This window comes from Flavisolibacter nicotianae, from assembly GCF_003628535.1.
GTDB classification, from domain to species: Bacteria; Bacteroidota; Bacteroidia; order Chitinophagales; family Chitinophagaceae; genus Flavisolibacter; species Flavisolibacter nicotianae.
This window is the reverse complement of the sequence record NZ_RBCI01000001.1, coordinates 828099-851031: the sequence shown is the minus strand read 5'-3', so window position 1 is coordinate 851031 and position 22933 is coordinate 828099. Positions and strand designations below refer to the sequence as shown.

General features: G+C 51.2%; 20 protein-coding genes and 1 pseudogene. 8 read left to right on the top strand and 13 right to left on the bottom strand.

Annotated elements, in window-relative coordinates:
- Nucleotides 1–13 precede the first annotated feature (13 nt).
- From D6024_RS03735 to D6024_RS03720, 4 genes are all read left to right on the top strand, one after another.
- The gene (locus tag D6024_RS03735; protein ID WP_240409928.1) at nt 14–1195 is read left to right on the top strand and encodes an NRAMP family divalent metal transporter; all 1182 of its coding nucleotides are present in this window, start codon (nt 14–16) and stop codon (nt 1193–1195) included.
- A gap of 57 nt (nt 1196–1252) precedes the next feature.
- The gene (locus tag D6024_RS03730; RefSeq protein ID WP_121353485.1) at nt 1253–3412 is read left to right on the top strand and encodes a prolyl oligopeptidase family serine peptidase; all 2160 of its coding nucleotides are present in this window, start codon (nt 1253–1255) and stop codon (nt 3410–3412) included.
- Nucleotides 3413–3638: 226 nt separating this feature from the next.
- On the top strand, nt 3639–4343 hold the full coding sequence (locus D6024_RS27505) for a LuxR C-terminal-related transcriptional regulator (protein ID WP_317125260.1): 705 nt from the start codon (nt 3639–3641) through the stop codon (nt 4341–4343).
- A 64-nt stretch (nt 4344–4407) separates the two neighbouring features.
- The gene (locus D6024_RS03720) at nt 4408–4761 is read left to right on the top strand and encodes a four helix bundle protein (RefSeq protein ID WP_121353077.1); all 354 of its coding nucleotides are present in this window, start codon (nt 4408–4410) and stop codon (nt 4759–4761) included.
- Nucleotides 4762–4803: 42 nt separating this feature from the next.
- Here D6024_RS03720 and D6024_RS03715 read toward each other — a convergent pair whose 3' ends face one another.
- The 9 genes from D6024_RS03715 to D6024_RS03675 form a co-directional block, all read right to left on the bottom strand.
- Nucleotides 4804–6804: a T9SS type B sorting domain-containing protein gene (locus D6024_RS03715; protein ID WP_121353075.1), complete on the bottom strand. Its 2001-nt coding sequence runs from the start codon at nt 6802–6804 to the stop codon at nt 4804–4806.
- Between the two features lie 214 nt (nt 6805–7018).
- A complete protein-coding gene (locus tag D6024_RS03710; protein ID WP_121353073.1) occupies nt 7019–7918 on the bottom strand; it encodes a hypothetical protein in 900 nt (299 codons plus the stop codon).
- Nucleotides 7919–8147: 229 nt separating this feature from the next.
- Complete coding sequence (gene ygiD, locus D6024_RS03705) at nt 8148–8939, bottom strand: 4,5-DOPA-extradiol-dioxygenase (protein WP_240409927.1); 792 nt, start codon at nt 8937–8939, stop codon at nt 8148–8150.
- Between the two features lie 224 nt (nt 8940–9163).
- Nucleotides 9164–9733 (bottom strand): YceI family protein, encoded by a 570-nt coding sequence (locus D6024_RS03700; protein ID WP_121353069.1) that lies wholly within the window; start codon nt 9731–9733, stop codon nt 9164–9166.
- Nucleotides 9734–9781: 48 nt separating this feature from the next.
- Complete coding sequence (locus D6024_RS03695; RefSeq protein WP_121353067.1) at nt 9782–10435, bottom strand: NAD(P)-dependent oxidoreductase; 654 nt, start codon at nt 10433–10435, stop codon at nt 9782–9784.
- 6 nt (nt 10436–10441) lie between these two features.
- Complete coding sequence (locus D6024_RS03690; RefSeq protein WP_121353065.1) at nt 10442–10900, bottom strand: DoxX family protein; 459 nt, start codon at nt 10898–10900, stop codon at nt 10442–10444.
- Between the two features lie 57 nt (nt 10901–10957).
- On the bottom strand, nt 10958–11584 hold the full coding sequence (locus D6024_RS03685; RefSeq protein ID WP_121353063.1) for a nitroreductase family protein: 627 nt from the start codon (nt 11582–11584) through the stop codon (nt 10958–10960).
- A gap of 16 nt (nt 11585–11600) precedes the next feature.
- Nucleotides 11601–12260, bottom strand: a complete 660-nt coding sequence (locus D6024_RS03680; RefSeq protein WP_121353061.1) for an NADPH-dependent F420 reductase — start codon at nt 12258–12260, stop codon at nt 11601–11603.
- A gap of 284 nt (nt 12261–12544) precedes the next feature.
- Complete coding sequence (locus D6024_RS03675; protein WP_121353059.1) at nt 12545–13126, bottom strand: Crp/Fnr family transcriptional regulator; 582 nt, start codon at nt 13124–13126, stop codon at nt 12545–12547.
- 452 nt (nt 13127–13578) lie between these two features.
- Here D6024_RS03675 and D6024_RS03665 point away from each other — a divergent pair, with 452 nt between their 5' ends.
- The 3 genes from D6024_RS03665 to D6024_RS03655 all read left to right on the top strand — a co-directional run bounded on the left by D6024_RS03665 (nt 13579) and on the right by D6024_RS03655 (nt 17975).
- The gene (locus D6024_RS03665) at nt 13579–16038 is read left to right on the top strand and encodes a TonB-dependent receptor (protein WP_121353054.1); all 2460 of its coding nucleotides are present in this window, start codon (nt 13579–13581) and stop codon (nt 16036–16038) included.
- 102 nt (nt 16039–16140) lie between these two features.
- Nucleotides 16141–17256, top strand: a complete 1116-nt coding sequence (locus tag D6024_RS03660) for a sensor histidine kinase (RefSeq protein WP_121353052.1) — start codon at nt 16141–16143, stop codon at nt 17254–17256.
- Nucleotides 17253–17975, top strand: coding sequence for a LytR/AlgR family response regulator transcription factor (locus tag D6024_RS03655; RefSeq protein WP_121353050.1), 723 nt, complete (start codon nt 17253–17255; stop codon nt 17973–17975). The genes D6024_RS03660 and D6024_RS03655 overlap by 4 nt, the downstream gene beginning before the upstream one ends.
- A gap of 42 nt (nt 17976–18017) precedes the next feature.
- Here the strand turns inward: D6024_RS03655 and D6024_RS27550 are convergent.
- The 4 genes and pseudogenes from D6024_RS27550 to D6024_RS03635 all read right to left on the bottom strand — a co-directional run.
- Nucleotides 18018–18269, bottom strand: a pseudogene (locus D6024_RS27550) (four helix bundle protein); the annotation flags it as partial.
- 168 nt (nt 18270–18437) lie between these two features.
- Nucleotides 18438–19706 (bottom strand): hypothetical protein, encoded by a 1269-nt coding sequence (locus D6024_RS03645; RefSeq protein ID WP_121353047.1) that lies wholly within the window; start codon nt 19704–19706, stop codon nt 18438–18440.
- Between the two features lie 79 nt (nt 19707–19785).
- Nucleotides 19786–20595: a COG3650 family protein gene (locus D6024_RS03640; protein ID WP_121353045.1), complete on the bottom strand. Its 810-nt coding sequence runs from the start codon at nt 20593–20595 to the stop codon at nt 19786–19788.
- Between the two features lie 247 nt (nt 20596–20842).
- Nucleotides 20843–21313, bottom strand: a complete 471-nt coding sequence (locus tag D6024_RS03635; RefSeq protein WP_121353043.1) for a DUF4920 domain-containing protein — start codon at nt 21311–21313, stop codon at nt 20843–20845.
- A gap of 303 nt (nt 21314–21616) precedes the next feature.
- On the opposite strand from D6024_RS03635, the gene recA reads away from it, so the two are divergent.
- Nucleotides 21617–22618 (top strand): recombinase RecA, encoded by a 1002-nt coding sequence (gene recA, locus D6024_RS03630; RefSeq protein WP_121353041.1) that lies wholly within the window; start codon nt 21617–21619, stop codon nt 22616–22618.
- The last annotated feature ends 315 nt before the right edge of the window (nt 22619–22933 follow it).

Here is a 22933-nt window from a genome sequence, read left to right as displayed (position 1 = left end):
AAAAAATAAACAATTGAAAAAACATTTCTTCAGCGGCGCCAGTTTGGGAGCGGCTTTCCTCATGGCCAATTCATCGATCGGCCCGGGCTTTCTTACACAGACCAGTGTCTTTACACAGCAACTGTTGACAAGCTTCGGCTTTGTCATTCTCGTTTCCGTCTTACTGGATATCGGCGCACAGCTCAATACCTGGCGTGTTCTGACGATGAGCGAATTGCGGGCACAGGATCTTTCCAATCAATTGCTCCCCGGTTTAGGTTATTTTCTTTCCTTCCTGGTGATCATCGGCGGCTTCGCATTCAATATTGGTAACATCGCCGGTTGTGGCCTGGGTGTCAATGTTCTGACAGGACTGTCCTTTGAGCAGGGTGCAGTTATCAGTTGTGTCGTAGCCCTCGTGCTGTTCTGGATCAAAGAAGTGGGAAAAATGCTGGATGGGTTTACCAAGATCCTCGGCACCCTGAAAATCCTGCTGACACTGATCATTGCATTTGCAGCGCATCCGCCCCTGGCCCAGGCCGTCCATCACACCTTTCTTCCGGAACAGATCAGTGCCACCGCCATCGTAACCATTGTGGGCGGAACAGTGGGCGGCTATATCACCTTCTCCGGAGCACACCGCTTGCTGGATGCCGGCATCAAGGGCAAAGAAAACATCCGTACCATCGACCGCAGTGCCGTCAGTGGCGTGATCATTTCCACCCTCATGCGTTTTATTCTTTTCCTGGCGATTGTGGGTGTGGTGCAAAAAGGGGTTTCACTCGACAAGGATAACCCGGCCGCCACCGTTTTTGCCTCAGCGGCCGGACAGGTTGGCCTGCGCATTTTTGGCGTGGTCCTGTGGAGTGCGGCCATTTCTTCTGTTGTCGGTGCGGCGTATACGTCGGTTTCGTTCTTCAAAACATTTCACCCGGTCTTCGAACGCCACGAACGTTGGTGCATTTCGGTTTTCATCGTCCTGACAACACTCATTTTTGTCGCGGTCGGAAAGCCAAAAGAGCTGCTCATCCTGGCCGGTGCGGTCAACGGGTTGATCCTTCCCATTGCGCTGGCCATCATTTTAGTAGCGGCAACGCAAAAGCGCCTGATGAAAAATTATTCGCACCCGCTGTGGATGCAGGTGGCTGGCTGGCTGGTGGTGGCCGCCATGAGTTATATGGGTTGGGTATCGCTGGTGAAAATCTGGTCGGCCTAACTGCATTTTTTCCTTATCTTGATCGTTTCATCTTTTGCTCATCACAAATTTTATTTCATGAAAAAAACCGGACTGCTGCTCTCGCTTTTCTTTTTGCAACAAGCCAATGCGCAACTACAGTATCCTGCTACCCGGAAAGTGGATACGGTCGACAATTATTTCGGCACTAGTGTGGCCGATCCCTATCGCTGGCTCGAAGACGACAACAGCGACGAAACCAAAGCCTGGGTGAAGGCACAGAACACTGTTACGCAGGATTATCTTTCCCAAATTCCCTACCGCGACAAAGTGCGCAAGCGCCTGCAGGAACTGTGGAACTACACCCGCTACTCGGCGCCTTTCCGCGAAGGCGAATGGTACTACTTCACCAAAAACGACGGTCTGCAGAACCAGAGCGTCTGGTACCGGCAGAAAGGACTGAACGGCCAGGCCGAAGTCTTTCTCGATCCCAACAAGCTGTCCGAAGACGGAACGGTGTCGCTGGGTTCACTGGCGTTCTCGAAAAAAGGAAAACTGTTTGTGTATGCCATCCAGCGGGCCGGCAGCGACTGGCAGGAGGCTTTTGTGATGGACACCCGCACCAAAGAAAAATTAACCGACAACCTGAACTGGCTGAAGTTCACCGGCTTTTCCTGGAAGGGCGAAGAAGGCTTTTACTACAGCCGCTATCCCGAGCCGCAGGCCGGCGATAAAATGAAGGGCCGCAACGTCAATCAAAAGCTCTATTACCACAAGATCGGCACGCCGCAATCGGCCGACGTGCTGGTGTACGAAGACACGGAACACCCGCAGCGCTTTGCCAATGGCTTTGTGACGGAAGACGAGCGGTTTCTTTGCCTCTACACCTCCGAAGGAACCAGCGGACGGGAGATCAAGGTAAAGGACCTCAAAAACGGGCAAAGCGGATTTACAACGCTCATCAAAGGCTTTACTACCGAACCGTCTGTTGTTGATAATGTCGGCGACAAACTGCTGGTGCAAACCAACGACGGCGCCTCCAATTATAAGCTGGTGCTGGTGGATCCGAAGAACCCTGCCAAAGAGGCCTGGAAGGAGATCATTTCCGAAAAAGAAAACGTGCTCCAGGACGTGAACACCGGCGGCGGATTTCTGTTTGCTTCGTATCTGAACGACGCTTCTACCAAAGTGTATCAATACACCTACGACGGCAAGCTGGTCCGGGAAATTTCATTGCCCGGCATTGGTTCGGCCGGTGGCTTCAGCGCCAAAAAAGAAGACAAGGAATTGTTCTATTCCTTCACCTCCTACAATTACCCGCCGTCTATTTTTCGCTTTTCGATTCCCGCTGGGTCCACAACGCTATACCGGAAAGCAGAGGTGAAATTCAAGCCCGAAGACTACGAGGTCAAACAGGTTTTCTTCACCAGTAAAGACGGTACCAAAGTGCCCATGTTCCTGACCTATAAAAAAGGTCTTGTGCTGAATGGACAAAACCCTACGCTGGTGTATGGCTATGGTGGGTTCAATGCCAACGAAACACCGTATTTCAGTGTGTCGAACCTGTTCTTCGTGGAGCAGGGCGGTATCTATGCCGACGTGGTGCTACGCGGCGGCAGCGAGTACGGCGAGAACTGGCATAAGGCCGGCATGCTGCAGAACAAGCAAAACGTGTTTGATGATTTCATCGGCGCTGCCGAATGGCTGGTGAAAAACAACTACACCAATCCCGGGAAACTGGCGGCGACCGGTGGCTCCAACGGCGGCCTGCTGATCGGCGCGGCCATGACGCAGCGCCCCGACCTGTTCAAAGCGGTGGTGCCGCAGGTGGGTGTGATGGACATGCTGCGCTTTCACAAGTTCACGATCGGTTATGCCTGGGCGCAGGAATACGGCAACAGCGAAAAGCCAGAACAGTTCCAGTACCTGTACAAGTATTCGCCGCTGCACAACCTGAAAAAAGGCGTGACCTATCCCGCCACGCTGGTGACGACTGCCGACCACGACGACCGCGTGGTGCCGGCGCACTCGTTTAAATATGCTGCTTCGCTGCAGGAGGCCAATGCAGGCGCAAACCCAACCTTGATCCGTATAGAAACCAATGCCGGTCACGGAGGCGGAATGCCCACGTCCAAGCGCATCGATCTTACGACCGATATCTGGAGCTTTGTGATGAGCAACCTCGGGATGAACTTCCGGGAAACCTTCCCCGGCAACGGCAAACCGGCTGCGAAAGGCGACGTGAAAAAAGTGCTGTAAGAAATAATCTTATACCAGTTTCAGTTTGCAAGCAGGATATTGGGATAGTAAGATAGGGGGATAGTATCTGCCACCAATATCACAATATCTCCATAGCAGCCACTGAAGTGAAAATAATCTTATGCTGAAATTGCCCTCATCCAGGAGGGCAATTTTGTTTTCTGATACCGCATTTTGGGTATACAAAAACCCGGCGCAAAAAGGTATATTTGGTTTTTCTGAATTGATGAAAGGACCAGACTGGCTGAACCACACCCAAGACCCCATTTTACAACAGGCGGCGCATGAAAAGATTCTTCGCATACAGGAAGTGGAGAAGGACATTCCCGGTGCTCTCATCGTGCACAATCTTGTAGAGCAGACCATCGTATACATGTCGGAATGGGGACGAAAAACGCTGGGTGTAACCCTGGAGGAGATCCGGATGCCGCACCAGGAATATCACCAGCGTTACTTCAACATGGAAGACATCCCCAACTATGCGCCGAAGATTTTTGCCCTGATGGAGCGCAATGCCGATGATGAGATCGTAACATTTTTTCAGCAGGTGCGGCCCTCGCCCAGTGATCCCTGGCGGTGGTACTCCAGCTCCATGAAAATCCTGCTTCGCGACCATGACGCCAGGCCCCTGCTTTCACTGACCATTGCCCTGCCCATCGATGAAGAACACTACATTACCCCGAAGATCGAACGGCTGATGCAGGAAAATAGTTTTTTACGGCAAAACCAGCAGGCTTTTGCCTCGCTTTCCAAGCGGGAAAGGGAAGTGCTTCGTCTGCTGGTACTCGGCCGCAATTCCATGGAAATTGCCGATGACTTGTTCATCTCCGAAGCCACGGTAAAAACACACCGCAAGAACATTCGCAGCAAGCTCAATGCGGAATCCACCTACGACCTCCTGCAATTTGCCCAGGCGTTCAACCTGGTGTGAGGATGTGAGACGAGAGACGGTAGACGTGAAACAGGAGAGCCTGTAAACCAAAACCTCTCGCTATATGTTTTTACATCTGAGTCACAAATCGCTTCATGTGTATACGGCCATTCGGGAACTGACAAAAGAAGTTTATGCAATCACTCATCTTCTCCCTGCCGAGGAGAAATTCAATATGGTACCCCAATTACGAAGAGCGGTGCTTTCCGTTAAGCTCAATTTGGCCGAAGGCGCCAGCCGGCAGTCAGGTGCAGAACGAAACCGATTCGTTGAAGTAGCGAGAGGGTCGGTGGTGGAAATAGACGCGGCTATCGAAACGGCAGTTGATCTCGAATACTACAAACCTGAACAACTGCGCACTGTCGGCGAACTCCTGAACAAGTGCTTTGCCATGCTGTCGAACATGATAGAACGATAGGCGGCCAACAGTTTCACATTTCACGTCTGACGTCTCACGTCCTCACCTGACCAGCGTCACCGTTCCCTTTTGCTCGATTTTCTTTTTGGTATTCCTGTCGGTATAGCGAAGAAACCATACGTACACACTGGTGGGCTGCGGCTGGCCGTTGATCTTTCCGTCCCAGCCCTGTTTCCAGTTGCTGGTTTTGTAAACCAGTTGTCCCCAGCGGTTGAAAAGGAGCAGTTCCAGGTTTTCGGCCTTGATGGCATTGAGCACACGAAACAGGTCGTTGCGGCCATCGCCGTTGGGTGTAAAGGCCGAGGGCACGGTGAGATAGCAGCTGGGATAAACGGTAATCTTTTTTTCTGCCGTTTGCTGGCAGCCGTACGTATCCGTCACCGTGTAGCGAACCGTATAGGACGTTTGCTGGTAAGGCGCCGCGTAAACGTGTGTAGGATCTTTTTCCGAAGCCGTGGTGCCATCGCCAAAAGACCAGTTGTGCGCAATGATCTTTCCTTCTGCCGCACTGGTGAACGGAACCGCTTCGTTCGGGCAGTTGTCTCCATAAACGGAAAAATCGGCCTTCAGGAAATTTTCCAGCGTGATGATCTGTTCCGCCGTGTCGCTGCAAAAGCCGTTGCTCACTACCAGCTTGACTGCCTTCGGCTGGTTGAAGAGAGTATAGTTCGCTTGGGGGTTTTGCAGACTGCTTTGCTGCGATTCGTCGAGGTTCCATGTCCACTGGCTTACGCCGTTGCCGGGATGCTGAAACGCCACCGCATCTTTTTCACAGCCGTAAAAAATGGTGTAGGTAAAGTCTGCATTCACCGTGTCCTTCACGGAAAACGAAAGCGCCGAACCCACCCGCGTTTCTTCGCCGCATTCGTCGAGCAGCGTATTGCCGTCGGCTCCTTTTTTCAAAACCACCTGGAATGTTCCGGCCTTTTGCAGCGGCTGTGCAAGGCTCACCACAATTTCTTTGGTGCTCCCGTTGGCGCAACTCCCCGTGGCTCCCGTTATTGAAACCGGGTACGTGCCGTTGATGGTAAACTCCGAACCGTCGGCAGCAAAACTGGAACAAAGAATCGGCTTGGAAAAAATGAGGTGGAGCGCAGCAGGTGCACAGGAAAGTGGTGCCAGGCTGTCCATCGGTGTCGGGGCTTTGGGCAGAATGGTAAAGCTGAGTGTTTCGGTTTCGGCAACCGGCCGGTCGCAGTAATCGAGTATCGTGTTGTTGTCGGTGCCCTTTTTAATGTGCAGCGTATACGTGCCGGGTTGCAGCGGGGCGGCCAGTTTCAACTGCAGCGAATCGGTGTCGAACTGTTGTGTGCACCCAATACCAACGCTGCTTTTCACTGTTGTAACAGCCGGCGTGAGGTAAAACTCGGAACCGTCGCCGGCAACGCTTGCGCAGCGCATTTTTTTACTGAGCTTGAGTGCAAGCAGGTCGCCGCCGCAATTGGCCTCCACCTTTTTCAGGTGCGGTTCTGTGGAGTCCGTGATCACGGCCGTACCGCCGCCAAAGGACAGCTTGTAGCCGCTTTGCGTTTGGGAAAAATGGCTGACCAGCAGGAGGTAGTTGTGCCCGGCTATCAACTGCGGCCGCTGGCTGAAAAGAGGCTTGCCGTCGCCGCCGCAAACAAAAAGTTGTGTGCCGGCCGACGAGGCGCCGGTTTCTCCATATTCACCGCTCCAGTTATTACTGACCACCAGGCTGGCATCGGTATAAACATCATCGGGATTGCGGTTGGTGATATCGTAAAGCTCCCAATCGTAGTCTTCGTTCAGGTCGAGCGGGGTAATTAAAAAGCCCAGTGTGCCGTTTTGAAAACAGGTGAACTTATACCAGAACGGATTGACATCTGTGAGCAGGTCGTTGCCGCAACTTTTGAACGGCATCCGGCGACCGCCGCAAATAGGAACCGAAGCCTGTGCAAAGGTACTGGTGCCGCACACAGGAAAAGCAGTGGAAGGGTTTTGCCCCGGCGCTGTACAGACAGACTGTGCCCACAGGGCCGAACACAAAAAGCAAAAAAAGAGGAGCATCAAGCTTCTCATCATGGTATCGGTTAATTTTCTCAATTACAGGTAAACAAATATCCTGATTCCGCTTGTGCAGGAATGTAAGAATTTGCTAAATCGTTCGGGTTGTTGTGAAGAGCGGTCGTGCACAAAAAACCCTTTGCGTTCTGCCTTCGCCTTTCCGGCGAAAACAACAACACAAAGGGAAAGTAAGGCAAAGCAGCACAGGAAACAATTCCTGCCACGAAAAAGCCTATTGCCATTGCATGCACCGCCTGTAATGGCTTTGGGTGCACGACCGTTTCTCTGTTCGTTGCCTTGTCTCTGTCATTTGCTTCACGGCTTTTGTTTTGGTCAGCCCGATAGGAATACCCAGCGTAAGTCCCCAGGTAGATGTGCGGGGCGATAGTGTGGTGGTGTAGGCTTTGCCTCCGGATAGGCTGTTGACGGTTTGCTCTTTTTGTCCAAGCGCACGGCTGTAAAACAGGCCCAGGGTGAGAAGCCGCTGGCTGCCCTTGGCAAATTCAAAACCCATGGCCGGAACAAGGGCTGTTTTCGGGGCGGCGGTGTATTCAAACCCGCTGGCGGTTTGTTTAACGCTCTCCGTGGCCGACGGAATATAGGCAAGTGCCAGCAAGGGCTGCAGGCGCATGTTCAGTGTCTTGTTCACCGGGCTGGCTTTTGTCAATGCTTTTCGTTCTCCGCAGCGTGATTTATACAGGAGGGAGCCGCAGGTTTTTTGTGGCGCTGCGCTCTGGTCGGGAACGAGGGAGGCAGAAGGACTGGCGGCTGTGCGTTTCTTTCCAAGGGAAATGGGCCGGCTGCTGTACTGGTAGCCGCCCTCCATGCGAAACTGGAGTGCGCCTTTTGCAGCTTCGTAACTGCTGGCCACCGAGCCAAGGTTGTTGAAACGGAAACTGACCGGTGCAGGGCTTGTGCCGAGACTAATGAACGGACCGTGCCCGCCTTTCAGGCGGTAATCCATTTTCAGTCCTGCGCGGAGGTTGCGGCTGATGTCGGAAGCGGAAAGGCCGTTGGTGTTTGTAACCCTGTTGCGTGACTGTTCAAAACCTGCGTAAGGAAGGAGGGAAAATTGTGCACGCATTGCTGTTCCGCCCAGCAGCAAGCAGCCAAGGAGTAGCAGTGGTTTCATAAAAAGAGGTTTGTAGTAAGTTACGAACATTTTCGTGTGACGACGAAAAAAATCCACCGGCGGTAGCTGCGTTTCTGCAAGTGTTGCTGAGCATGCTTTCGTTAAAGAAAGGAGCGTTGTTTTACCAGCGGAACGCATTTCATTTCAGAAAGCATACGGCAACAAAAAAGGCACAACATCACCGTCGTGATGTTGTGCCCGGAAAAATCAATCGTGTACTGAAAAAGCGTTAAGCGGCTGTCAGTTTCACCGACGTCATACTCAGCGAACCGGCCAGCAGCGAATCGTTGAAGATCGACGCCTGGTCTTTTTTACCCTGCAGGCCAAGTGTGTAGAGCAGCGGGTAGTAATGATCCGGTGTCGGTATTGCCAGCTGTGCTGCTGCATGCATCTTTTCGTAGTTGATCAGCGGCTCGTGATTGCCATCGAGAATATTCTTTTTAAACAGCTCATTCAATTCGATCGCCCAGTCGTAGCCATACGCCCTGTTGAAATCATTCACGCTTCTATTCGGCATGTGCACCATGCGCAGGTTGTGCACCATGTTGCCGCTGCCGATAATGAGCACGCCTTTTTTGCGCAGCGCCGCCAGTTCTTTGGCCAGTTCGTAGTGGTATTGCGGGCCTTTGCTGTAATCGATGCTCAACTGCAAAACGGGAATGTTGGCCTCGGGGTACATGTGCCGCACAACGGTCCAGGTGCCGTGGTCCAGTCCCCAGTCGTGGTCCAGTTCAACATCGGCTGATTTGATCAGCGACCTGGTTTCCTGTGCCAGCGCCGCATCGCCGGGTGCCGGGTACTGTACATCGAAAAGTGCCTGCGGGAAGCCGCCAAAATCATGAATGGTTTTGGGGAAATCCATGGCGGTAATTTTTGTTCCCCGGGTAAGCCAGTGGGCCGAAATGACCAGCACCGCTTTCGGCGTGGGAATTTCCCTGGCCAGCTTTTTCCAGTATTCACTAAACGCCGTGTGTTCGATGCCGTTCATGGGCGAACCGTGACCAATGAACAACACGGGCATGGTGTGGTCATCTTGCTTGAGTGTGTCTGTAAACCTGCTAAAGGCTGATAAAGAATTCATCGCTACTCCTCCGAATAAAATTGTTTGAATAAATTGTTTTCGTTCCATACTTCAGTGCCATACCAGCCTTGCAGGCTTAAGAAAGTGAGACGTCAAACGTGAAACAGGAGTTCACATTGTCATCAATATTTCCCTTGTTTCACGTTTCTCGTCTCACGTGTTCACTATTTCGTAAACTCGCCATCGGCTTTGATGCGCACTTCGTCGCTGATCATGGGCGCCGGGAATTTTTCGCCGATACCGAAATCAGAACGCTTGATCGTGCCTGTCACCTGGAAACCGGATGTGGGTTTCTTCGACATGGGGTTTTCTACCGTGCCGCGGTACAGCAGGTCCATCGTGACCGGTTTGGTGATGCCGTGCAGGGTCAGGTTACCGGTCAGCTTGTACTGGTTTTTACCGGCAGGCTTGATGCCCGTGCTTTTGAAGGTCAGCTTCGGGTACTTTTCTGCGTCGAAAAAGTCGGCGCTTTTCAGGTGGTTGTCACGCATCTCCACTTCCGTGTTCACAGAGGCTACGTCGGCGCTCAGCTCAAACACCGCATCGCTGAAATCATCTTTCGAGTTGGCAACCTTCACATCAAAGTTTTTGAACAATCCCGATATGTCTGAAATGCCAAGGTGGGTAACGGTAAAGGTCAGTTTGGAGTGTGCAGCGTCATTGTTCCAGTTGCTGGGTGTGGTAAAGGCAACTAAACTAACGACAGCGGCTGCCAGGAAAAGAATCTTTTTCATTTGTTTTCTTGTTTTAATTTTTATGGTTTTTGAATACGTGACTGCTTGTTAATATGCAACAGTAAAACGTTGGCGGATATGCCTTGGGTTTTCAATCTCGTCGAGGATGGCAATGGCCATATCCTCTACTGAAATAAGGCTTCGTCCGTTTGAATCAAACACAGGGTTTTCCAATCCGCTTCTGTAGGTTCCTTTTCGTTCGCCTGATGTTCCCTGATGCATTTCAATGGCGGGACTTAAGAAGGTCCAGTCCAGTTCTGCTTCTTTTCGTAAGATCTCGAGGTAGTCTCTTGCTGCCAGCGCACCTGCTTTCCAGTCTTGCGGGAAATCGGGGCTATCTACCAGTTGCTGTCCGGGAGCGATATAAAGGCTTCCTGCACCGCCAATGACAAACAGCCTTTTCACACCGGCTCTTTTTACACCTTCCTGAATTGCCTGCGCACCTTGCAGCGATTCGTTGTAGATAGCAGGGTTTGTCCAGCCAGGATTAAAGGCGTTGATGACTACATCATGTCCTTTTACAACGCCGGCCACTTCATCTGCCTGCAATGCATTTGCTTTTTGCTTTGTCAGGTTTTCGTGTTCGACCGTGATGTTTTGCGGATTGCGAACTATCGCTGTAACCTGGTGCCCTCTGTTCAGGGCTTCTTTTAAAATAGCCGAGCCTACAAATCCGGAAGCTCCTATCAATGAAATTTTCATATGTGTTTAGTTAGCGTTGTTGTTAACGGGTACCAATGCTGCGTCTGCGCTGGCTTTCCCGCCACCGGTGATGATCAGCGTCAGGGCCAATCCCAAAAGGATGATGAAGTATTCCAGGCCCTCGCCTTTTTGGTTGCCAAACCAGTTCATGAAGAAGCCGTTGGCCGAATGGTATTGTACCGCAATGATGCTGAACAGGCCAAAGATGCCCAGGGCTGCTACCCGTGTGGCAAAGCCAAAGAAGACCATTAGGGCTGCAATGCTTTCAATAAGGATGACGAACAAGGCAACGATCCACGGAAGGCCGCCCTGTGTTGTTAGAAAGCCCATGGTTCCCTCGAAGCCGTTGCCGCCGAACCATCCGAATAATTTTTGTGCACCGTGCGGAAATACCACAAGGGCCAGTGCCAGCCGTGCAATCAGCGCCGACCAGTTTTCATTGTTTGTTTTGAACAGATTTTTCATACTTGTTTGTTGTGTTTTTGGGCTAAGATTTGAAAAGAGGGTTACTCTTTTGATCAATTAGCTAATGACAAATAATTTATCTTTTTCCCTGCGCACTTTTGGAGATTTTGCCAGCCAGTCGTTCTCTTCATCGCGGTAGCCAAGCGGCAGAAGGGTAATGCTGCGAAGGCCTTTTTCTTTCAATCCCAGTAATTCATCCAGCGCTGCGCTGTTGAAGCCTTCCATCGGCGTGGCATCCACATGCTCTTCGGCTGCAGCAGCAATTGCTGTGGCAAAGGCGATGTAGGATTGGCGTGCTGTCCACTGAAAGTTTTCTTCCGCCGAACGGCCGGCAATCCGCAGCAGGGCCGCCTTGAATTGATCCAGGCTTTCGACCGGTATGTTCCGGGTTTCCGCCATCAGGCTGATATAATCAGCCACATGCTCCGGTGTGATGTTGTCCCATGCGGCAAATACCAGGAGATGTGATGCATCCACCACTTGTTGCTGGTTATTGGCAACGGGAAGGATCTGCTTTTTCAGTTCGGCATCTTTGATCACCAGCACCGTGTAGGGCTGAAGGCCCATGGAGGAAGGTGCCAGGCGAATGGCTTCCAGTATTCTTTCCACTTTCTCTTCGGGCACGGCCTGTCCGTTCATTTTCTTGGACGCATAGCGCCATTGAAGTGCATCTAAAAGTTCCATTGTATTCTCGTTGAGTTTAGTTGTGTAAAATTTTAAAACCGGCTAACCAGTTGTAGTTGTTCTTTATCGTGAGCTGGATCAAAAGCGCCTGCATGGCTTCCAGGGTCCGGCTCTTCGACAAATCACCGGCGACAATGGCATTGAAGCCGGCTGTGGTCACAAGGCCTTTCACCACGTCCACGGCGTCTTCATCGTTTCCGGCAATGAACGCATCCACTTGCTGACCGTTGATCACGGGCTGTGCGAAATCGGCGGCGTAGGTTGTATTGAACGCCTTCACCACTTTCGAAGAAGGCAGCAGCTTTTGCAATTCTTCGGCAGCGCTGGTGCCTGGTTCGGTCACCAGTCCATCATAGGTTTCGTTCAGCGGGTTGGCGATGCTGACCACTACTTTTTGCGTGGCAACGTTCCGGATCTTTTCCACTACGTCTTTTTCGGCCGCGTACGGCACGGCAGAAATGATCACATCCGCTTCCCAGCTTGCATCCATCGGGCAGCCAACGCAGTCGATATCTGCCGACGGCGTTGCTTTCGTGATGTCTTGTTTTACGCTTTCCAGTTTTGCTTTATCGTGTGCAAACAAGAGCAGGCGGTAAGGGCCTTTTGCCAGGCTTTTTGCAATAGCCGATCCCATGTTTCCCGTCGCTCCAATAATTGCGATTGCTGTCTTTGCCATATTGCTCTGTTTTGTTACACAAAGCTCGCAAGCTGTCAGCGGGTCACCATTGCGATAGGGCAAGAAATAGCATTGACATAGCGTAAGATGGAGCGTTGATATATGTCAAGGGAATTTCGAACAGAGGAACAAGAAATAGTGAATGAAGAAGTAGGGACACGCCCTGGCGTGTCCTAAAAATCGTTGCACAAAGAAAAGGAGCAAAAGAGAAGACGTTTTTTTCATTTCCTTTTCTCATGAGCTCTGTGCAATAAATTCAACTGCTTGCCATAAACAAACAGGATTTATTTTTTCAAACTCGCCTGCTTGCGAATCCGGCTCAGCGTTTCCGGCGTAATGCCAAGGAACGAGGCCATCATGTGTTGCGGTACCCGCTGCGGAATGGTGGGACAGGATGCTACCAGGTCGTTATATCTTTCTTCCGCGGTTTGACTTAATGAACCAACCAATCTTCTTTGCGTAGCGATCAGACTATTTTGAACAAGTATGCGGAAGAAGCGTTCCATCTTTGGAATTTTTTCAAACATTTGCTCTTCTGCCTGCTGGCTTAGCAGCAAAAGTTCGCAATCTTCCAATGCATCGATATTGTACGTAGACGGTTCGTTCGTGATAAAAGAATACATGTCGCCGATCCACCAGCCTTCGAACGCAAACTGAATGATATGCTCCACGCCTCTTTCATCAACCGTATACGAACGAAGCGTTCCTTTTTCAACAAACGCAACATATTTGCTTATGTCGCCTTCCTGCAGCAGGTATTGGCGTTTGCGTAGTTTCTTGGGAAGAAAGAACGTTTTAGCCAGTTCTTTTTCTTCCTCGGTCAGCTGCACTTTTTCATCAAACTTGGTAAACAGGAGCTCAAACATGGAACAGCAAAAATAGCGGTTGGCTGCAATAACTCCTGTTCTGTGGATTTACGATATGGGTCGTGCGGTGGCATGGTTGACCAACAGGTACATGACCAGGAGCCCGGCTGCAGATCGGCGGGTATTGTTCTGTAACCCTGTAGATTGAAACGGATCGGTTGTGGCGTTTGTGTAGAGGCAGTTGATCAAAATTATTCCCGCTCATTGTTACTTACATTAGCATACGCACTAACGCAATTACGTTCAACAAAGCCATTGGCGTGGGCGCCAACAGCAGCGGAAAGGCGTTCTGGTTGCGGGGCCGTGCCGGATTGTCTCCTTCCAAACCCCAACTCCGTTTTCGTCCTGCCAAAAACCCCTTTCGTTGAACAGATTTTTCCTCCCCTTCCGGCCATTCTAGGTTTGTGCTTCGATCAATCCAAAGCCGATTACTCAACCTAAATAACAAAGAAATGCGACTGTTTTTCCTCTTCCTCCTTCTTGCCGGGTTTACCACCACGCAGGCTCAAACCATTAGCGGCATCGCCAAAGACGACCAGGGTGCACCGGTGGCCGATGCCACGGTGTCGCTGGTAAAAGCAAAAGACACCTCCACGGTGAAGTTTACCATATCCAAAGCCGACGGTGCTTATTCGTTTGCCAGCATCAACGATGGGCAGTACCGTGTTTCGGTAAGCCACGTTGGCTACAAGCCCTTTGTTTCGGCACCCTTTGCGGTGGCCGGTACCGACGTAACGGTTCCTGCTTTTGCACTGGCAAAAGCATCCGGCGACCTGAAAGCCGTTACCGTTTCCTACCAGAAACCCATTATCGAAGTAAAAGCCGACAAGACAGTGCTGAACGTCGAAGGCACCATCAACGCCGCCGGTTCGGATGGCCTCGAACTCCTGCGTAAATCTCCCGGCGTGACGGTTGACAGGGACGAAAACCTGACGGTGAACGGCAAGAACGGCGTGCAGGTCTATATCGACGGCCGCCCCTCGCCTCTTTCCGGTTCCGACCTCGCCAACTACCTGAAGTCGCTGCAGTCTTCGCAGATCGAAGCCATCGAGATCATCACCAACCCGTCGGCAAAATTCGAAGCAGCCGGTAATGCGGGTATCATCAACATTCGCCTCAAAAAGAACAAGGCATACGGCACCAACGGTTCGGTGAATGCCGGTTATGCCATCGGCGTGTTTCCCAAGTACAACGGGAGCTTCAGCCTGAACCACCGCAACAAGAACATCAACCTCTATGGTACGTACAGCGTTTCGAAAGGGCTCAATCACAATTCCATCGAATTGTACCGTAGTGTAGCCGATACCATTTTTAACCAGAAAGGGTTTTTCCGTTACGACAACCAAAGCCACAACGTGAAGGTGGGTGCGGATTACTCGCTGGATAAAGCGTCGTCCGTGGGGGTTTTATTCAACGGTTCTATCTCCGATCCGAAAGTGACCAACTACAGCCGCACGCCGATTACTTACGCACCAACCGGTGTGGTGGACAGGATCCTGATTGCCGATAACCACTCCAACCTGAAACGTGGTAACTACAACCTGAACCTGAACTATAATTACAACGGCGCCAACGGTACCAGCTTGCTATTGAACCTGGACAACGGCTACTACGATAACAACAACGACCAGTACCAGCCCAACTACTACTATACACCGGATGAAAAGATCCAGACAAGAACCGTGATCTACAACATGATTGCGCCGACAAAAATTCACATCAATTCCGGTAAGGTGGATTACGAAAAAAACCTGGGCGGCGGTAAGCTGGGACTGGGTGGAAAGATCGGCTTTGTAAATACCGACAACGACTTCCAGCGTTACGACGTGGTGAATGGCAGCAACATCCTGGACCGCGACCGCAGCAACCGTTTCAAATACAAAGAGAACATCAACGCCGTGTATGCCAACTGGAACAAAGCCTACAAAGGCCTGATGGTACAGGCCGGGATGCGTGTCGAAAACACCGTCAGCACCGGAACATCTACAGGGCAAAAACTGAACGGCAGCGGCTACCAGCCAACGATGTCTGAATTCAAACGGAATTACACCAACTTTTTCCCGAGTGCGTCGGTCACCTTCAACAAAAACCCGCTGAACCAGTGGAGCCTCACCTACAGCCGCCGCATCGACCGCCCGGCCTACCAGGACCTGAACCCCTTTGAGTTCAAGCTCGATGAATATTCTTTCATGAAAGGAAATACGGAACTCCGTCCGCAGTTTACCAACAGCTTTGGCGTGACCCGCATTTACAAATACCGTTTGACCACCACGTTAAACTATAGCCACATCAAAGACCTGTTTACGCAGATCGTGGATACGGCCGAAAAATCAAAGGCATTCATGAGCAAAAAGAACCTGGCTACGCAGGATGTGTTCAGCCTGAACATCAGCTATCCTTTCCAGTACAAAGCGTATAGCCTGTTTGCCAACCTGAGTACTAACTACTCGATGTACAAAGCCGATTTCGGTACAGGGCGCAAGATCGACCTGAATGTTTTTGGCGCGGTATTCTTTGCACAAAACTCCCTGCGCTTTGCCAAGACATGGACCGCGGAGCTAAGCGGTGTGTACGTGGCGCCCAGCGTGATGATGGGTACTTTTAAAAACAAAGGCATGGGTGGTGTTGATCTCGGCCTGCAAAAGCAGATCCTGAAAGGCAACGGTACCATCAAGGTTTCCGGTACCGATCTTTTGCACACCTTCCGCTTCCGCGCCACGTCCGATTTTGCGGGGCAAACGACACGAGTGCTGGCCCGCTGGGAGGCGCAACAGTTCAAGGTCAACTTTACCCTGCGCTTTGGAAGCACCACGGTAAAGGGTGCCAAGCAAAAGAACGGCTCTGCCGAAGACGAAAAGAAAAGAGCCGAGCAGCAGGGCGGCGGTATCGGTATCGGCAACAACAATAATTAATCTACCGGTGAAACGGCAATCGTCAATCGCGAATCGGAAGCCTTCCTTTGGTTATCTTTCCTTCGCGGTTGGCGATTCTCCATTCACGGCAATCGAACAAACATGAAAATCCCCTCTTTGCTTCATCGGCGTCGCTTCCGGTTTTCCCGTGTGTTTTGGATCACGCTGGGTGTTTTTTTGTTTTTCCAGGCCGTCGGCCTGATCGCTTTGTTTGTGTCGCCGGCCCTGAACAAACAACCCAATTGGGACAAGGTTTTCAGTTGGCAAAACCTGCTGAGCCAGGCGTTCAGCGTTGGTTTTTTCATCCTGTTTTATTTCGTTACACTCAACATGTTCTACCGCCTGTTTGCGGGCAAACACCGGATCGTGCAGTATGTGCAGCCGGTGCTGATTAGTTTCTTCCTGATGGCTGCCTATTTCACGGTGTCCTTTCTTTTTGTCAGCAGCACCAAGCTTCACTTCACGGTCAACAACGGAAAGATGGAAAGCGAGCTGACGGTGGGCCTCGTGATCTTTTCCTACTTTTTTTCTTCGCTTTTCATCATCGGTTCCTCCCTGCTGCTTGCCTACCTTACTTACCTGCGCGACGAGCGGAAGCAACGCAAGGTTTTAGAGGAACAAAAAATGCAGCTGGAGGTGGAAAAATCGCAGGCCAACCTCAATTTTTTAAAAGCGCAGATCAACCCGCATTTTTTGCACAACACCCTCAATTTTCTGTACGCCAAATCACTGCCCTATTCCGCCGAGCTGTCGGAAGGCATTCTTACCCTGTCCGACATCATGCGCTATGCGCTGGGGCCTGCCGCCAAAGACGGGAAGGTGCTGCTGAAAGATGAAATTGAGCATGTACGAAATGTTATCAAGATCAACCAGCTTCGCTATGCCAATAACCTGCATGTGGATTTCAGCGTGAACGGCGTGGTGAACGGTGCCATGATCATTCCCTTTATCCTGATCACCATTGTGGAAAATGCATTCAAGCACGGCGACCTCAAAAGCCCCGAACACCCGATCGACATCCGTCTGGATGTGGGTGACGGCCTGCTGCGTTTTTACTGCCATAACAAAAAGAAAGGCGGGTCCAAAGAAATCTCTACCGGTATCGGCCTGGAGAACATCAAAAAGCAACTGGACCTGACCTACGGCCGAAATTATTCGCTCAATGTAAAAGACGAAGCCGAATTTTACACCACGGATTTAACCATTAATGCTGTATGATCAACTGCCTCATTGTAGACGATGAACAACACGCCATCGATATTCTCACCCATTACATCAGCCAGACGCCGTTTCTACATTTGTCGGCTTCCACTACCAATCCCATCGAAGCGCTGCAGATCGTCAATGAGCAGGCAATTGAACTGATCTTCCTGGATATTCAAATGCCCGAGTTGTCGGGCATCGATTTTATCAAGGCCATTCACGGAAAGGCAAAGGTGATCCTGACAACGGCTTACAGCGAATTTGCCCTGGAGAGTTACGAACTGGATGTGGTGGATTACCTGCTGAAACCCGTTCGCTTTCCCCGTTTTTTACAGGCGGTGCAAAAGGTGGCCAAAGAGGCACCGGAGCACGGCAAAGATCTTCCGGCCGGTGATGTGGAGGACGATTACATCTTTGTAAAGACCGAATCGAAAGGAAAGCTCTTAAAGATCAACCTCGCCGACATCGACTACATTGAAGGCATGAAGAATTACGTGGCCATTCATTGCGGTGAAAAGAAAACACTGGTGTATACCAGCATGAAGGAACTGGAAGAGCGCCTGCCGCACAAAAACTTTTTGCGGGTGCACAAATCTTTTATCATTCCCATTGCCAAGATCACCGGCATTGAGGGCAACCTGCTCCGCCTGAAAAATGTGCACAGTGAAATCCTGATCGGTGAAAACTACAAGGCCGACCTGATGGAGATTATCCGGAACAAGATGATAAAGTGAGGATGTAAAACGCTAGACGGCAGACGTGAAACTTTAGGCCGCCTATCGTTCTATCAAGTTCGACAGCATGGCAAAGCACTTGTTCAGGAGCTTGCCGACAGTGCGCAGTTGTTCAGGTTTGTAGTAGTCGAGATCAACTGCCGTTTCGATAGCCGCGTCTATTTCCACTACGGATCCTCTTGCTACTTCAACGAATCGGTTTCGTTCTGCACCTGATTTTCGAGAAGCAGCTTCTGATAAATTTGGTTTGACTAAAAATGCTGCTCTTCGCAGTTGCGTCAGCCTATTAAATTTTTCTTTCGGGAAGCAGAATAGTCAACGAGGAAACTTCTTTCACCAGCTCTCGTACGGCTGCATACACATGAAGTGATTTTTGGCTTAATGCAAAACATCTAAACGATAGTTTGGTTTGAAGTTTCACTGGTTTCACGTCTCCCGTCTCTCGTCTGACGTTTGACATCCTCACGCCGATGGCTGGCCGGAACCCGTTACGGAAAGCACGTTGTAGTCGACCCGGGTGGCTGTTGCATGATCGGGAATGGCAATGGTTTGCGATTCTTTGCCGTCGATCTTACTGAAGTTGATGACCTTTTTTTGCAGCAGCTCGTTGTCGTCGTTGTAGTAGAGAACTTCCACGGTGGCCTTCGAAATCTTTTCGCTGCCCCGGTTCACCAGGATTGCTTTGGCGCCTTTGATGCCCATCATCCAATCATTGGGAATATCAAAACGGATGCTGACCATTTGCGCCAGGTTTGCGCCGGCTTCGCGATGGGTGGCTGTGCGTTCGCTGTTGTTGTTGTCTGCCGGTTTGGCTTCCTCGCTTTTCTGCTCTCCGGGTTTCTTTTTAAAAAGGTCGAGGATCTTGTCGCGGAGCTTTTTCTTTGTTTCCTGCGGCGCTGTCGTTCCAGCGGGTGCTGCCGTGCTTTCTTCTTTCTTCGTCACCGGCTCCTCCTGCGGCGGAGCCGTGGATACATGCCCGTTGTTTGCTTCTTCGGCGGGAGAAACGGTTACTGTCTTTTGCTTTTGCGATACCGCCTGTTTCGTTACCGGCACGGTGCGTCCGGAAGCCGCGCTGGTTCGCTGCTGCCTGCGTTTTTGCCCGGCATTGGTCACGGTGTTTTTGGTGTCATCGGTTTTTGCAACGGCCGTGGACGAAATTTCGGCGGAAGCCGGCGCTGTCAATGCCGGTTCCGGTGTAACAGTGTCATCGTAGTTGTGGCGGTTCAGCATCCAGGAAGCGGCAAACACGCCGCCCACTACCAAAACTGCCATTACGCCGCCGGCAACGGTGACCGAGCCTCTTTTCTTTTGCTTTGCGGGGATCGTGGTCGTTGTGTTGACGGTTTGTTTTTCAGCCGGCGCGGTGAACTGCGCATAGATGGCCTCTTCTAGATTTTTCGAAGCTGCCCCGGATGACCTGGTGCTGGTTTCGGCGGCGATTACCGGAGCCTCCTGCAACGGAGCGGGTTGAACCGCGTCCACACGGGGTGCAGACGGCATTGCCACAAACACGGGGCTGGCCGTGGTGGTTTGCACAACGGGCTTTGGCTTTTGCGGCAGGAACTGCAGGTAGGGATGCAGCGCACCGATCTCCTGCGGGTAGTACCACCCGGCACTTTTGCCTTCGATCCAGATCAGGTCGTAGGGCTTAAGGTCAAACTGAATGATTTCTTCAAGGCTGTAAGGGCCCGTTTGTTTGTCGTTGCGGAGGAGGACGTAAATCTTTTGCATACGTTCCGGTTTTAGGGAAGTCTGTTACCCGATAACGCATGAAAAACAATCTTGGTATGTTTCCTTTCCTAAAGAAACGCTAACGAACCGGGCGGAATACTTCGCCGCAGCCTTTGTAGGCTTGTCCCTTGTAGACCAGCTTTAGTTTTTGCGTGTAGAGAAAGTCGCTCATGCCGTCGCTGCAGAAACGGGGATAAACGATGAGTTGCAGCGAGTCTCCGGATGCAGTATACGTCACGCTGTCCTGGCTGCGGTCGGCTGCTGTGATCTTTGAGCGCAAAGGCGAGGTCCAGTCGGGCATATTCACTACAAGCGAATCGCTGTCATCAACCTCCACGCTCCAAAACGGCTCTGTTCCCACACCATACAAAGCGATGCCTTGTTTTTTCTTGGTTTGCCAAACCTGGTTGGTGGCTGCCGGCACCAGCTTTTCCATTGAAGTGCTTTTTTTCAATTGCGGGTTGTAGTACTGCAGGGTGCTCCCTTTCCAGGTATAGCGGCCGGCCGCAACCTGGTCGCGGTAAAGCCAGATATAACCACCCGACGGTGCCCAGGTTCCCTGCGTGATGACCACGCTGTCCGGTTTACCCGGGTATTCTTCCTGCAGGCGGTAGGTCGTAGGATAAAAAGCAATGGTGTGAAGGATTTTTTTTCCCTCGCCGTAGGGAAGCATGGCCCGGTAAATACCGGCCGGTTTTGGCGTTACCGGCGTCACCGTTACCATTTCGGTCGTGTTGTCGGCGGGAATGCGGCTGCCGCTGTCCGGCGGCGTGTCGGCAACAGCCGGCGCCGTAGCGGTGTTTTTTGATTCGGACGAGATGGTGACCTCCTTTGGCTCCGTGCCGCAGGCAAGCAGGACAAAGCTGCTATAGATCACCCATCGCTTCATGCTCTCTTTTTATACAAAAGGAAAAATTCCATGCCATAAGCAGCCGGGCGGAGCGCTGGAAGAAATGCTGCGCAAAAACGCAGCGATCTGGGGAAATGAAAAAGAAAATCCCCACCGGGTGAATGGTGAATGGGCAATAGGAAAGGGGAGTTACTGGCAGGCAGTTGGCGGTGGAATGAGCGAGTGCTCATTACGCATTTCTGTCACCATTCACCATTGTCTATTCACAATAGGTTTTGTGCGGGTATCAATCCAGTACTTTGACGCCCTTGGCGGAAAACTGGATGTCCCTTTCCGGCCCCTTGATTTTGGCGATTTCCTCCTTTGATTTACCGGCGTCTTCGGCGTAGTGCCGGCGCATGGCTTCGGAGGTTTCCTTCACGGTGGCGCTGCCTTCAATCAGCACGGTTTTGCCCACGATGTTTTCCGGCAGCAGGAAGGCGTGATCCCTGGCCCTTACCATCATGGCCGTGCCGTCTTTGCGCTGCACTTTAAGCCAGCAGCCTTCGGCTTTGCACACATCCACCACTTTGGCTTTGAGCTGGCCTTCGTATTGGTTGTTCACCAGTTTAGCCGCGAGTTCATCCGGTGCTGCCGGCGCATTTTCACCGGCCACTGCGCCGTACACCACACCCCTGGCAGCGGGGATTTTTTCTTTGGTTTGGGCTGCCGCGCCGAGGGCCAGGAACAGCGCAGAAGCGAAGAGAAGTTTTTTCATGCACGTCTTGATTTAGGCAACCAAAGATACTGTCATTTGCTTCGCGGGAAAGTGGCTGCAACGGTCTGAAAAAGGGAAGGGAAGGTGATGCGTACAGGAGCTGTTTGCCGCCCCGATGCAAAGCCTGCCAAACGAAAAAAGGCACCTGTTTCTTTAACCTATTCTTAGCGATAAAACAGGCAAATATTTCCTGCGCTTTTTGCTAAAATCATTAGCTTTACACCTCAATTAAAAATTCCGGATGGCTGGTGAAAAAGCCTAACTTTAAATCACCATCTACTCACAAAAATCAAAATCAGAAACATGTCAAACGCTGAAAAATTAAAAGCACTGAAACTAACCATTGATAAAATTGACAAGGACTTTGGCAAAGGCAGTGTGATGATGATGAACGAACGTGCCGAGCAAACGCAGGAAGTGGTTTCCACCGGCTCAATCGGCCTGGATGCGGCACTTGGAATTGGTGGTTTGCCCCGTGGCCGCGTGGTCGAGATCTACGGTCCGGAAAGCTCCGGTAAAACCACCATTGCCACGCATGTGATTGCCGAAGCACAAAAGAAAGGTGGCATGTGTGCGATCATCGACGCCGAACACGCATTCGACAGTGCCTATGCACAAAAGCTGGGCGTTGACATCGATAACTTACTGATCTCTCAACCCGACTACGGTGAGCAGGCCCTTGAAATTGCCGACCGCCTGATTCTTTCCGGTGCGCTGGACGTTGTCGTGATCGACTCTGTAGCGGCACTGGTGCCGAAGGGCGAACTGGAAGGTGAAATGGGCGACAGCAAAATGGGTTTGCAAGCCCGTTTGATGTCGCAGGCCCTGCGAAAGCTGACCGCCACCATTTCTAAGACAAACACGATCTGTATTTTCATCAACCAGTTGCGTGAAAAGATCGGTGTGATGTTCGGTAACCCCGAAACAACCACCGGTGGTAATGCCCTGAAGTTCTATGCTTCCGTTCGTCTCGATATCCGTCGTATGACGCAGATTAAGGATGGTGACGAAGCGATCGGTAACCGCGTGAAGGTGAAAGTGGTGAAGAACAAGGTGGCACCTCCCTTCCGCACCGCCGAATTCGACCTCGTGTTTGGAGAAGGTATCTCCAAGATTGGCGAGATCCTCGACATGGGTGTGGAAATGGGCATCATCAACAAAAGCGGTAGCTGGTTTAGCTACAACGACAACAAACTGGGCCAGGGCCGTGAAGCAGTAAAGCAGTTGCTGAAAGACAATCCTGAACTGTCGAACGAACTGGAAACAAAGATCCGCGAAAAGATCAGCGATCTGCAGGCAGCTTAAGTTGATACGTTATTGAACGAAAAATCCCGCAGATAAAGCGGGATTTTTTATGTACGGCTATTGTTAGCGTTGCTTACTGGCAGAGTGCCATCTTCATTAGGTACGGGTGGTTTTCCAGGAAAAATCAGTTCTCGTCAGTGGTTCATTCTTCAGGGCTACAGTGTTTCCCGGTACAACTGCAGATAGTAAAACAAACGCTTTGCCAAAGAAAACCACAACGGTGATTGGCGGAAAACAAGAAGACACTGCAAGGAATTTTTTGCGTATTGTCAAGAAAAAGGCGCCCATGAATTTTATTTATTTTTAATACATGTT